At 45.7% G+C, this 12,540-nt stretch carries 12 protein-coding genes; 4 read left to right on the top strand and 8 right to left on the bottom strand.

All coding sequences use genetic code 11. From position 1 onward, the window contains the following. Positions 1-15 precede the first annotated feature (15 nt). The gene (locus tag KDW99_RS18385; RefSeq protein ID WP_255826751.1) at positions 16-663 is read right to left on the bottom strand and encodes a TetR family transcriptional regulator C-terminal domain-containing protein; all 648 of its coding nucleotides are present in this window, start codon (positions 661-663) and stop codon (positions 16-18) included. Positions 664-914: 251 nt separating this feature from the next. Here KDW99_RS18385 and KDW99_RS18390 point away from each other — a divergent pair, with 251 nt between their 5' ends. The 3 genes from KDW99_RS18390 to hydA all read left to right on the top strand — a co-directional run bounded on the left by KDW99_RS18390 (position 915) and on the right by hydA (position 5,249). Next, complete coding sequence (locus KDW99_RS18390) at positions 915-2,156, top strand: Zn-dependent hydrolase (protein ID WP_255826753.1); 1,242 nt, start codon at positions 915-917, stop codon at positions 2,154-2,156. Between the two features lie 101 nt (positions 2,157-2,257). Continuing rightward, positions 2,258-3,742, top strand: a complete 1,485-nt coding sequence (locus tag KDW99_RS18395; RefSeq protein ID WP_255826755.1) for an NCS1 family nucleobase:cation symporter-1 — start codon at positions 2,258-2,260, stop codon at positions 3,740-3,742. A 64-nt stretch (positions 3,743-3,806) separates the two neighbouring features. Further along, positions 3,807-5,249 carry a dihydropyrimidinase gene (gene hydA / locus KDW99_RS18400; protein ID WP_255826757.1) on the top strand — a complete coding sequence of 481 codons (1,443 nt, stop codon included), beginning with the start codon at positions 3,807-3,809 and terminating at the stop codon, positions 5,247-5,249. 133 nt (positions 5,250-5,382) lie between these two features. Here hydA and KDW99_RS18405 read toward each other — a convergent pair whose 3' ends face one another. From KDW99_RS18405 to nrdR, 7 genes are all read right to left on the bottom strand, one after another. Next, a complete protein-coding gene (locus KDW99_RS18405) occupies positions 5,383-5,865 on the bottom strand; it encodes a phosphatidylglycerophosphatase A family protein (protein ID WP_255826759.1) in 483 nt (160 codons plus the stop codon). 58 nt (positions 5,866-5,923) lie between these two features. Beyond that, the gene (thiL, locus tag KDW99_RS18410) at positions 5,924-6,874 is read right to left on the bottom strand and encodes a thiamine-phosphate kinase (RefSeq protein ID WP_255826761.1); all 951 of its coding nucleotides are present in this window, start codon (positions 6,872-6,874) and stop codon (positions 5,924-5,926) included. 213 nt (positions 6,875-7,087) lie between these two features. Then, complete coding sequence (locus KDW99_RS18415) at positions 7,088-7,384, bottom strand: DUF6172 family protein (protein ID WP_255826763.1); 297 nt, start codon at positions 7,382-7,384, stop codon at positions 7,088-7,090. Positions 7,385-7,486: 102 nt separating this feature from the next. Continuing rightward, the gene (locus tag KDW99_RS18420) at positions 7,487-8,557 is read right to left on the bottom strand and encodes a CNNM domain-containing protein (protein WP_255826765.1); all 1,071 of its coding nucleotides are present in this window, start codon (positions 8,555-8,557) and stop codon (positions 7,487-7,489) included. 320 nt (positions 8,558-8,877) lie between these two features. Then, a complete protein-coding gene (gene nusB, locus KDW99_RS18425; protein WP_255826767.1) occupies positions 8,878-9,402 on the bottom strand; it encodes a transcription antitermination factor NusB in 525 nt (174 codons plus the stop codon). Between the two features lie 277 nt (positions 9,403-9,679). Continuing rightward, the gene (ribD, locus tag KDW99_RS18430) at positions 9,680-10,834 is read right to left on the bottom strand and encodes a bifunctional diaminohydroxyphosphoribosylaminopyrimidine deaminase/5-amino-6-(5-phosphoribosylamino)uracil reductase RibD (RefSeq protein ID WP_255826769.1); all 1,155 of its coding nucleotides are present in this window, start codon (positions 10,832-10,834) and stop codon (positions 9,680-9,682) included. Further along, positions 10,831-11,343: a transcriptional regulator NrdR gene (nrdR, locus tag KDW99_RS18435; protein WP_255826771.1), complete on the bottom strand. Its 513-nt coding sequence runs from the start codon at positions 11,341-11,343 to the stop codon at positions 10,831-10,833. Before nrdR ends, ribD begins: the two co-directional genes overlap by 4 nt. A 160-nt stretch (positions 11,344-11,503) precedes the next feature. Between nrdR and KDW99_RS18440 the strand changes: the two genes are divergently transcribed. Beyond that, positions 11,504-12,415, top strand: coding sequence for a DMT family transporter (locus tag KDW99_RS18440; protein WP_255826773.1), 912 nt, complete (start codon positions 11,504-11,506; stop codon positions 12,413-12,415). Positions 12,416-12,540: the final 125 nt, after the last annotated feature.

Raw genomic sequence — 12,540 nt, forward strand, 5'->3', positions numbered from 1 at the left:
CAGTCGGAATTATTTTTAATTATTTTTTTTGGCACCAAGAGCGCGCACAACAAAATCCGTCACCGCTGATTCTGCTCGTTCAAAGTCGGCTTCATCCAAACGATGTTTACCTAATAGCACTTCCATTTGCACCGAGAAATCTGCATAAGTTTGGGTGGCAGCCCAGATAGTAAAAAACAAATGTTCAGGGTCTATATCGTCAACTAATCCCTTACTTATCCATAACTTAACTAATTCGACATCACGATCGAACTGAGGTTTTAAATGACTAATTAGGTACTCTTTTAAGACGGGCGCACCGCTTATAATTTCATGTGCAAAGACTTTAGATCCATTCGGATAGAGCCGAGAGAGCTGCATTTTTTCACGTACATAACGACGAATAACCGCTTCGGGAGTCTCGCCTTGAGTTTCTAGAAAAGAAAGCTTTTCTATCCAAATATCGAGCATTTCTTTTAACACTCGTTGATACAGTAACTCTTTGTTAGCAAAGTAATAAATCAGGTTTTGCTTGGAAATACTGGCGGCGGCGGCAATCGCTTCCATCGACGAACCGTTATAGCCTTTTTCAGCAAACACCACCTCGGCACAACGCAATATCCGAGACTCTAATTCTTCTCGATTAATCGACTGCTTAGTACGTTTTATTTTGTTATCGGTCAAAACCTGATCCGCCTTCCATAAAAAAGTTCATATCGCCAATGAGTACTATAAGACGCTGTTTTTATTAAACATTATCTTATTTTTAAATTTTAAAATAACACACTCAGATGACTCAAACGAGTTTTTATCAGCAAACTTGATTAAAACTTGGCCTGCTTATTGCTGACCGGAAAGACAAGTTGTCTGATATTTTTTTATCGTCATTTTTTACCTTTTGGTAAAGGTATTGGAAGCAGAAGTAGGAGTTAGTAATGCAAGACCTTCATATCAACGAACAACGCCTTTGGGACACTTTAATGGAAATGGGTGACATTGGCGGTACTGAAAAAGGCGGCTGCAACCGTCTTGCAGGAACAGACTTAGACAAGCAAGCCCGCGACCTGTTTGTTGCTTGGTGTGAAGCCTGCGGCTGTTCCGTTGAGGTCGATAAGATCGGCAATATCTTCGCCCGTCGCGCGGGAATAAACAATGATTTACCTGCCGTCGGCACTGGCAGCCACCTTGATACTCAACCAACGGGCGGCAAGTTCGATGGTGTGTTTGGCGTTCTTTCTGGTGTTGAAGTATTACGCACACTTCATGAAAACAACATTGAAACACCTACCGCCATGGAATTTTCTGTTTGGACCAACGAAGAAGGCTCACGCTTTCAACCTGCGATGCAAGGGTCTGGCACCTATGTTGGCCGCTTCGATCTGCAAACAGAATTGAATAAAACCGACGTCAATGGCATTCGCCTTGGCGACGAGTTGGAACGCATTGGTTATTTAGGTGACATGGAGCTGGGTAGCCGACACATGGGCGCATTTTTCGAAGCGCACATCGAACAAGGGCCTATTCTTGAAGACGAGAAAAAAGCCATTGGCATAGTGCGACTGGGCCAAGGCATTCGCTGGTACAACGTCGAAGTGGTCGGTCGCCCTTCTCATTCTGGCACTACGCCTATGCACTTACGTAAAGACGCGATGCTCGCAGCTTCCGCCATTGTGACGGAAATGAATGCCATCGCACTGCGCCATGAAAACGGCTTAGGCACAGTGGGCTTTATGCAAGTTTGGCCAAACTCCCGCAACACCATTCCGGGCAATGTGAAATTCAGCGCCGACCTGCGTAATCCAAACCCTGATGTTTTGCTCACCATGCACGAAGAACTCGTGGCGTTTTGCAAGGAAATCGCCTTAGAGCATGAACTAGAAGTCAATCTTGATCCTTTCTGGTATTTCGCACCTGTTGAGTTTAACGCTTCCGACGACGTAAAAGCCGCCACAGAAAAGCTCGGTTACAGCCATATGGACATTTACGCGGGCGCGGGACACGACGCTTGCTACATGGCGGATCTGGTGCCAACAGGGATGATTTTTACGCCTTGTTTGAATGGCATCAGTCATAACGAAGCTGAATACAGTTCGCCAGAAGAATGTGCCGCTGGCGCCAACGTGCTACTGCACGCCATGCTCGAAGCCAGTGACCGCATCGCCAAAGAACATCAATAACTAATGATGGCTAATAAATGATGATGACCAATAAATGAAGAAAGCAAAGAACCATTGAATGAAAACAACCCCATAATCAAAAAATAGAAGAGGTGGCAACAATGACCAGCAAGTCTGTTAAACAAGGTGAGTTTTATGAGCTGGAGGTCGACAGCGATCTCCAGCAAAGTTCAGCGTATAACGACGATTTAGCGCCAACCAACGTAAAAGACCGCACATGGAGCAAATGGAATATCGCCGCGTTATGGGTGGGTATGTCGATTTGTGTGCCAACTTATACTTTAGGTGGTGTATTAACGGCTTATTTTGGGCTGTCGGTAATGGAGGCGTTATTCACCATTCTTATCGCTAACATTATCTTGCTGGTGCCACTAACACTAAACGCCTACCCTGGCACTAAGTTCGGTATCCCTTTTCCTGTGTTATTACGTTCATCCTTTGGCATGATTGGCTCTAACTTCCCCTGTTTAATCCGCGCCTTGGTGGCCTGTGGTTGGTTCGGTATTCAAACCATGTTCGGTGGTTTGGCAATTCATTTATTCTTGTCTGCCGTGTCTGATGGTTGGGCAAGTTTGGGTGGCGTCGGCGAGGTGATTGGCTTCTTCATTTTCTGGGCGCTGAACATGTACGTGGTGATCCGTGGTGCAGAGTCGATTAAATGGATGGAAACCTTATCCGCGCCATTATTATTGCTCGTTGCCATTGGCCTAATGTTTTGGGCAAGCGACAAGGTATCTTTTACTGAACTACTGGCCACACCAGCAAGCCGTCCTGAAGACGCTGGTTTTATGGGGTATTTTCTAGGCGGTCTAACGGCCATGGTTGGCTTCTGGGCGACCTTGTCGCTGAACATTCCAGACTTTAGCCGCTATGCAAAATCACAAAAAGATCAGGTCATTGGTCAGATTGTTGGTTTGCCTATCACCATGTTCTTCTTCGCCGCTTTGGGCGTGGTACTCACCGCAGCATCGACAACGCTGGTGGGTGAACCCATTTCAGATCCGATTTCGTTGATTGGTAAAATCGATAGCCCATTTTGGGTAGCCGTAGCCATGATATTGATCGTTATTGCGACACTGTCTACCAACACCGCTGCTAACGTGGTTTCCCCTACCAATGACTTTCAAAACATTGCACCAAAGCTGATTAATCATACTCGTGGCGCTTTGCTCACAGGCTTGATTGGTATTTTGCTGATGGGTTGGGAATTACTCAAAAAGTTAGGTCTATTGGAATCTGATGTCAGTGTTGAAGGAATGTATTCCAACTGGCTGCTGGGCTATTCAAGCTTACTTGGCCCTATCGCTGGCATCATGATTGTCGATTATTTTTTGATAAAACGTCAGCATTTAGATTTGGTTGCACTGTATACCAAAGACAGCCTTTACCCTGCCTTCAATAGCGCAGGTCTAATTGCTTTTGCGGTTCCTGTATTGATTACGCTAGTGGCGCTGAATATGCCTGCGCTTGGCTGGTTCTATAACTACGGCTGGTTCACTGGCGCATTTACTGGTGCGATTGTGTACTTCGTACTTGCCAACATGCAAACCGCTTCTGCCACTCAAACTGACGCGTTGCAGTCTTAACCATCATTCTCTCAGCGGCGCCTTACGGTGCCGCTTATATTTCTCAACTGGAAAAGGACGACACATGAGTAGTCTATTAATAAAAGGTGGGACTATCGTCACCCACGAAGAAAGCTTCAAAGCAGATATTCTTTGTAAGGGCAACAAAATCGTCGAGCTAGGTGACATCAGCGTACTGCCAAAAGATGTTGAAACCATTGATGCCACAGGCAAACTCATTATGCCTGGCGGGATTGATCCACATACTCACATGCAGTTGCCTTTTATGGGCACTGTCGCAAAAGATGACTTTGCTTCGGGCACCGTCGCTGCGTTGGCAGGCGGTACCACGACGATAATCGACTTCGTGATTCCCAATCCTCAGCAGTCATTATTAGATGCCTACCATCAATGGCGTGATTGGGCGAAAAAAGCCCATTCAAACTACACCTTTCATGTGGCGATTACCTGGTGGGACGATACCGTCGCAGAAGAAATGAATATTCTGGTACGCGATCATGGCGTAAACAGCTTCAAACACTTCATGGCTTACAAAAATGCCATCATGGCAACCGATGACATTTTGGTGTCGAGCTTCACCAAATGCTTGGAGCTTGGCGCTATTCCCACTGTTCACGCCGAAAATGGTGAGCTGGTTTATCACTTACAAAACAAACTCATTTCGGAAGGCATGACGGGGCCAGAAGCCCATCCGCTGTCTCGTCCTTCTTCTGTGGAAGGCGAAGCGGCTAACAGAGCCATTAGCATTGCCAACACTCTTGGCGCGCCAATTTACCTTGTACATGTTTCCACCGAAGAAGCGGTCGACGCCATTCGCTACGCAAAAGATCACGGTCAAACCGTATTTGGCGAAGTGCTGGCGGGACATCTTACCGTGGATGAAAGCGTTTATCAGAACCCAGATTGGGCAACGGCCGCAGCGCATGTAATGAGTCCTCCGTTTAGACCCAAACACCACCAAGACGCGCTTTGGAAGGGTGTACAAGCGGGAACATTGCAAACCACCGCCACCGACCATTGCGCTTTCTGTGCGGAACAAAAAGCCATGGGCAAAGACAATTTTGCACAAATTCCTAATGGCACAGCGGGCGTAGAAGAACGCATGATGGTGTTATGGGAAAAAGGCGTCAACGAAGGCAAAATCACCATGAATGAATTTGTCGCCTTAACCTCGACTAACACAGCCAAAATCTTCAACATGTATCCAAACAAAGGCTGCATTCGTGTTGGGGCTGATGCTGACTTGGTGATTTGGAACCCTGCCGCAACTAAAACGATTTCCGCGAAAACCCATCATTCGAAAATCGAGCACAGTATATTTGAAGGCATGGAAATCCATGGCGTACCAGAAACGACTATTTGTAATGGCAAACTTGCGTGGCATGACAATGTAATACTTACCAAATCTGGCGATGGGAAATACATAGATCGTCCAGCTTACGCACCTTATTACGAAGCCCTAAGAAAACGCAAAGAACTGAACAAACCCAAAGCAGTTGTGCGTTAAAGATAAGCAAAAACAACCCCATCCTAGCCTTCCCCTTGGAAGTAATAAGGGGAAGGAACAGTTCAGGTCTGCTCCTCCCCCTTGTGTCTTTAAGGGAGAGGCTGGGAGGGGGTGATGAGCGGCAGTTCAAGAGCTAAAAAACAAATTCGATCAAAGCCTGTAGTACGACAAAAGACATAATCCCCGCCAGAATATCATCTAGCATGATGCCGAAGCCGCCGTGGACGTTTTTATCCACCCATGAGATAGGCCAAGGTTTCAAAATATCGAATAGGCGAAACAATACAAAACCCAGCACGATATAAAACCACCCCGCTGGCGCAAGCCACATAGTGATCCAGAAACCTACGAATTCGTCCCAGACGATGCCAGCATGGTCGTGCACGCCCATGTCTTTCGAGGTTTTACCACAAAGGTAAATTCCCACCAGCGATGTCACTACCAGCACAATGAAGTACGAGGTTGCGGTTAAATCTTGTAGGAACCAGATAAACAAAGGCACTGCGGCCAATGTGCCAAAGGTTCCCGGCGCTTTTGGCGCGGCACCAGAACCAAGGCCAAACGCCAAAAAATGTATCGGATTACGCCATACCGACGCTGGGGCTGAATTCACCATGAAACCATTACCTATTTAAATTAAAAACTAAAAGATTTTGTAGACGCTGTAACGGCCCCTAAAAATGTTGCCAACCTGTTACGTCGCCATCATAGTTTTGAATCGCAAAACCATTCTCGACAATTTCCCCCACCTTGGTACAAGGCAAGCTAAGTGTTTGAGTAATCAACGATATTTCAGCAGCTTGTGCTTTTGGTGCGGTGAAACACAATTCGTAATCATCGCCACCCGTTAACGCCAAAGCCACCGCTGTTTCAGGCTGCCAACGACTTAACTCAGAGGAAACCGGCACACGATTAGCATCGATATTCGCTCCAACGCCAGAGGCTTTAAGTATATGCTGGATATCTTGAGCAAGACCATCGGAAATATCCATCATCGCATGCACTACACGCTTCAGTGCCATGCCTGCTATCAGCCTTGGCTTTGGCCTCCAGAAGCGGTCATAGAAATAATCAAAACGCTCACTCGATACTTGCAACTCACCCGTGACAATCGGCACCGCTGCTGCGGCATCGCCAAGTAATCCAGTGACGTAAATATCATCACCGACTTTTGCCCCACTGCGTTTTACCGCCATGTCTGGCTCTACATAACCATGCACTTGCAGCGTAATGGTTAGCGGCCCTTTGGTAGTATCGCCGCCAACCAAGGCCAAACCGATCGGCTCAGCCAGTTCTGCCATACCTTGCGCCAAGCCTGCTAACCATTGCGGATCAGATTCAGGAAGCGTTAGTCCCAAAGTGAAAAACGCCGGTTTCGCGCCCATCGCGGCCAAGTCACTGACGCAGCTTGCCACCGCACGATAACCAATATCCACAGGATCCGCATCGAAAGGAAAATGTCGACCTTCGACCAAGGTATCCATAGAAAACACCAAGCTCTGACCTTGCGGCACTTGCACCTGAGCACAATCATCACCAATGCCCAACAAAAGATCTCCACGTCCCTGCGTGCTTGCCATCACAGACGCTTGAAAGATGTTTTGTATCAACTCGAATTCTTTCAACAGAAGATCCTTTTATCCTAATTAATGGCTCAACCAAGACATTCGTCTAGCGATCAAGACAAGCCAGTTTAATGACCAAGAGGATACCGTATTGTCAGCAAGATGTCAGAAGCGAATAGGAAAGATATCACCATCGCTAGAAACAAAAAAAGGCAGACCACTTACGCAGATCTGCCTTTTTTATCGTCAATCCTTGGCTAAAAACTCGCCGTTTTATTCGTCTTCTGAACGCTTAGCACGCTGTTTAGGCGTTGGAATGACTTCTAGATAAAAAGTCTTCCAATGCTGGCTTTGTGCCGAGCTAATGTTGGTATTGATATCACCTTCATGAATAGCTCTTGCCTTATCAGCCGTTTGACCAAATTTGCAGTTAAATCCCCAAAAATCCGCACCATCAGGCAAGGCTTTTTTACGCTCTGCTTTGATGTATTGCTTAACCTCATTTTTCGCTTCTTCAATAATGCGCTGATATGGTTTTTTGGGGTGAGACAATACAAAGTTCTTTTTCATTATGATCCTAAAAATATTGGATAAGGCAGCGTAACAACCACCTTGATACCCTATGATAACGGGTTAAGAATAATCCAGCTATCAATAAATAACTGCGCTCTACTATTCTATGCGTTCAACATCGATACCAAGCGCTTTAGCCCGCACCGCCCACATTTTACGCGCCAATACTCGCATGTTTTCAACACTGTCCATTTCGTCCATAATTTCCACACCAAGTAAAGTCTCAACCAAATCTTCAAGAGTCACAATTCCTTTCGATCTGCCATACTCGTCGACAACCAAAGCAATATGCTGGCGCTCATTCAGAAAACTATCCAATAGCATGGGTAATGACACCTTTTCAGGAACAGCTGTAATATCACGCCTTAAAGACTTAAGTGTTTCGCCATGTCGATCCGATGCTTTACTTAATAAGATATCATCTCTAAGAACAAAGCCGGTAATATCGTCAAAGCCTGACTTATACACAGGTAAACGTGAAAATGGCTTGTTCTTAATAAGCTCAAACACTTCCGACACTGTTTTTTCTTCTGAAAGTACAAACGCAACGATACGAGGCGTCATCACATCCATCACTTTCACAGAACCATAGCGAAACAAATTGCCGAGGATTCGAGATTCTCTATCATTAATATGCCCGCCCTCTTTGCCAAGCTCTGCCATAGCAATAAATTCATCTCGGTTAAAATGCTGTATCTCTTTTCCGTGTGCTATCAGCTTAGTCAGCTTTTCTGAAATCCATACAATAGGGTACAGAATGACGATAAGACCCTGCACAAAGTACATTGTCGGTACAACCAGTTTTGGCCAATAAATAGCACCGATGGTTTTTGGTACAATTTCCGATAAAAATAAAATAGCCATGGTCATGCATGCCGAAAAAAAACCAAACCACGCGCTGCCAAATACTGCAGTAGCTTTTGCACCTGCGCCAATCGCCCCAGCTGTATGTGCAATAGTATTAAGTGTCAAAATAGCCGCAAGAGATTGGTCAATATTGTCTTGCTTTAGTCGCTTCAAACGCGCAGCGTATTTTGGTGCTTTTTCTTTCTGCCCTTCAATATAAGAAGGCGTAATACTTAATAGCACCGCTTCCGCCACAGAACAGAGAAATGAAAAACCTATTGCAGAAACTATATACACCATCAACAAAACGGCATCTGAGCTCATTTTATATCCTTGTACTCGTCATTAAATTATCTTCACACATAAAATTAGTCTTTAGTCACAGTATTAAGTTCAACACATACTGCAAAATCTTATGCCATCGTTCAGTCGATAAGACCCGACAAAAACGTACACAGACAATATTTAGAGTTGCTGCTTATCTCACACGTTTTAATTGAATTGAGTATTCAGGGGTATGAGCCAGTAAAAACCATGGCGCATAAAAAAGCCCCGTTATTAACAAGTAATAACGGGGCTCTTAGCTGTCTTTTAATTACGCTTTCAGAAATTCTTTCAAAAGCGTTTAAATAATCGTCTATCGATTACTTCTTCGACTCTTTATTCGCATCTCGACGAGCGGCGATTTCTTCGCGGCGCACGCGCTGTGCAAGTTTGTCTAGAATGCCGTTTACGTATTTGTGGCTTTCCGTCGCGCCGAAGCCTTTTGCTAGCTCTACGCTTTCGTTGATCGCAACTCGGTATGGCACGTCTAAACGCTGAGACAATTCAAATGCACCAATGCGCATAACGGCCAATTCGATTGGGTCTAGTTCGCTTAATGGGCGGTCTAATAGTTCTTCAAACAAAGCGTCCAATTTTTTGGCGCTAGCTGTTACACCTTGTAGTAATTCGCGGAAGTAGACTTTGTCACAAGAATCCATTTCTTGATCTTGGTTCATCACGAATTGAGTTTCGATCTCGCTCACTGCAGATTGGTTCATCTGCCATTGATAGACCGCTTGTAATGCCAAACGACGAGAAGCACTGCGCAATTGCGAACGTGAAGGTTTTTTCTCTTTACGTTTTGGTGCTGGAGTTTGGTCGTTTGCTGTTTCCACTTCGCTCATTTTTTGCCTCAATTGTCCAGACTACGCCGCCTTATGGGCTGACGCTTTGGTCTGTTTGAAAGTACCCTTGGTTGTTAAAGAGCTATATTAGCTACTGCCTTTAGACAGCAGCTGAGTCATATCGACCAAAGGTACGAATATATGGGTTGTCTTAGGCGGCGATTATAGCAACATTTATTCTAGGTTTCTCGGCAAAGTTGGCGAAATATTGGTAAGAAAAAACAATTTTCAGGCTTTTCTGAAAAAAAGCCTGAAAAAGCAATGACTCAGCTTTTGACTATTCGTCAAAATCGCCTTCGAAATCTTCATCTAGGTATTTTGGCAAATAAACCAAACGTACATCTTGACCAACTTGGCGAACCGATTTAAGGGTGAGATCAACGGCTTCGTCCATCGCCTCTAGAGGCAATTTGAATAACGGACGTGCGCTGGAGCCCAATAGTTTCGGCGCCATGTAGACAACAATTTCGTCGATCAAACCGGCTTCCAAAAAGCCACCAGCCAATTCCGCGCCTGCCTCTAATAAAACTTCGTTGATGCCTGCATCAGCAAGTTGCTCCATCGCGTCCAATAAGTCGAGACGACCATCTTCACCGCGTGGGGCAAAGCGCACCGTCACGCCTTTTTTAGTGAGCACTTCTACATGCTCAGCTTCCACCTCTTCTTCTACCGAAAACATCCAAGCTTGATTGCCAGGGTAAAGGATTTTCGCTTCAGGAAGAATCGACAAAGCCGTATCCATAATAACACGAATCGGCTGACGCACGCTTTTCGGATCGGCTTCTTGGTCATCATTGTCGATACGCACTGTCATGCTTGGGTTGTCTGCCAACACCGAGCCAATCCCCGTCACAATAGCATCACTTTGCGCACGCAAACGCTGTACATCAAGACGCGCAGCGGAATCAGTAATCCACTGACTCTCGCCAGATTCCATTGCTGTGCGGCCATCCATGCTCATGGCAAGCTTCACTCGCACATAAGGAAGACCTTCTCGCATACGCTTAATAAAACCAGGGTTAAGCGCTTCGCATTCCGCTTCTAAAACTGGCCCAATTACTTCGATACCGGCTTTTTTGATTTTCGCCAGACCATTGCCAGACACTTCAGGATTCGGATCTTGCATGCCGTAAACAACACACGCAACGCCCGCTTTAATTAAGGCATCGGCACAAGGCGGCGTTTTGCCTTGGTGACTGCAAGGTTCCAAGGTGACATAAGCCGTTGCGCCAACAGCGTCTTGGTTCGCATCCGCCAAGGCATTGACTTCCGCATGGCCTTCTCCGGCTTTTACATGAAAGCCTTGCCCAATGATTTGTTGATCTTTAACTAATACACAACCAACACGTGGGTTTGGATGAGTCGTATAGCGGCCTTTTTTCGCTAATTGAATGGCTTTCGCCATCCAATGTTCGTGGTTGTAAACGGTCATGCTTTATCTTCTTTTTTAAATTCTGGGGCAGTTTTTTTCGACTCTGGGACAGAGATGCTGTGGTTTTCTAGACGATCTATTTCCTCGCGGAACTCGCTAATGTCTTTGAAGCTTCGGTACACAGAAGCAAAACGCACATAGGCCACTTGATCAAGACGCTTCAATTCTTCCATTACCGCTTCACCAGTCCAACGAGACGGTAATTCTCGCTCACCAGTCGCTTGCATTTTTTCTTTAATTCGGGTGATCGCAGTTTCTACCGCTTCAATGCTAACAGGACGTTTTTCAATGGCTTTAATTATCCCGTTGCGTAACTTGTCTTCATCGAATGCCTCTCGACTGCCATCACTTTTGATCAGTTTTGGCATTTGCAATTCAGCCACTTCAAAGGTGGTAAAACGCTCTTGGCAATGACTACAGGTACGACGGCGACGCACTTGTGCGCCTTCAGAAACCAATCGAGAATCCACTACTTTAGTATCTTGAGTTCCACAAAAAGGGCATCGCATAGTGCTTCCAATATCGCTAATTTGGTGTAAGAATGCCTTAGACTAGGCCATCGCGTGATGGGTGAAATCATACCAACCCCGCCATAATATAGCTACAAAGCGACTGTGTGCGCTTGCATCATTCTTCTATATAAGAGTGAATGATTTTATAAGGATTTATATGCCGTTCGCAGAATTATCGGGCTTAATTGCCGCCTTGTGTTGGACTATTTCGAGCCTGATGGCGCCAAACTTGATCCAACGCTTTGGTACCATGCGCTTTAATACCTTTCGTATTGTGATTGCCAGTTCGATTCTGTTAGCCATTTGCTTAATCACTCAACGCTTCAATGCAACTTTGTGGCAACACGCTGAGATCGTCATGCTGTCTGGGCTGTTGGGGATTTTCATTGGCGATACCATGTTGTTTACCGCGGTTCATCGCCTTGGCCCTCGACGCACAGGGGTTCTGTTCGCTACCAACGCGCCCATGTCGATTCTATTGGGTTGGCTATTTTTAGGGGAAAACCTTTCTTTTAATCAACTCTTTGCCTGCGGTTTAGTGCTTATGGGTGTAGTGATCGCTATTCTATTTGGCCGTAGAGTCAGTCTTCACGCTTGGGAGCAAACTAAAGGCAAATTAAGCATTGGAATTTTGCTTGCTCTTGGCGCAGCGCTTGGTCAGGCCAGTGGTGCCTTGCTTAGCAAACCCGCTTTAATTGATGGTGCCGATCCGATTGCCGTCTCCGCATTGCGAGTTGGCACGGCCGCTTTCGCTCTAGCGCTAGCATACGGTTTGTACTATCGACACAAACAACCTGCCGACGCGATTCCATTTGCGTTACTTACTCGCTCTGATTTTATAGGTATAGCGGCCCTCGCAACCATTGGTATGGTAATCGGCATGAGCGTCCTAGTCTGGGGCGTCGGCAACGCTAATGTGGGCATAGTCACCACGCTGTCTGCGGTTGTTCCTGTACTCATTCTGCCGGGCTTGTGGATTACCACAGGTCAACGTCCTGCATTTGGCGCATGGATTGGTGCGATTTTCGTTTTTGCTGGTGCGGCTCTTCTTATTCTACTAAGCCATTAACCTCATAGAGTAATTAATTACGAAGGAATCAAAAGTTTAACTTGAAATAGAAAAGCTATAAGACATAAGATTGAGAGTATTGTAATTTTATGTAAAAAATAATAAGGAAATAAGATCACGTGATT

The organism is Marinomonas rhizomae, from assembly GCF_024397855.1.
Lineage (GTDB): Bacteria > Pseudomonadota > Gammaproteobacteria > Pseudomonadales > Marinomonadaceae > Marinomonas > Marinomonas rhizomae_A.

Bases quoted from the DNA above. Each gene is read 5' to 3' on its own strand.
- KDW99_RS18420 (WP_255826765.1), bottom strand. From the start codon at position 8,557: ATGAGCTCAGATGCCGTTTTGTTGATGGTGTATATAGTTTCTGCAATA.
- ribD (WP_255826769.1), bottom strand. From the start codon at position 10,834: ATGACCGTTTACAACCACGAACATTGGATGGCGAAAGCCATTCAATTA.
- KDW99_RS18390 (WP_255826753.1), top strand. From the start codon at position 915: ATGCAAGACCTTCATATCAACGAACAACGCCTTTGGGACACTTTAATG.
- KDW99_RS18415 (WP_255826763.1), bottom strand. From the start codon at position 7,384: ATGAAAAAGAACTTTGTATTGTCTCACCCCAAAAAACCATATCAGCGC.
- hydA (WP_255826757.1), top strand. From the start codon at position 3,807: ATGAGTAGTCTATTAATAAAAGGTGGGACTATCGTCACCCACGAAGAA.
- KDW99_RS18405 (WP_255826759.1), bottom strand. From the start codon at position 5,865: ATGGTGAATTCAGCCCCAGCGTCGGTATGGCGTAATCCGATACATTTT.
- KDW99_RS18440 (WP_255826773.1), top strand. From the start codon at position 11,504: ATGCCGTTCGCAGAATTATCGGGCTTAATTGCCGCCTTGTGTTGGACT.
- KDW99_RS18395 (WP_255826755.1), top strand. From the start codon at position 2,258: ATGACCAGCAAGTCTGTTAAACAAGGTGAGTTTTATGAGCTGGAGGTC.
- nusB (WP_255826767.1), bottom strand. From the start codon at position 9,402: ATGAGCGAAGTGGAAACAGCAAACGACCAAACTCCAGCACCAAAACGT.
- nrdR (WP_255826771.1), bottom strand. From the start codon at position 11,343: ATGCGATGCCCTTTTTGTGGAACTCAAGATACTAAAGTAGTGGATTCT.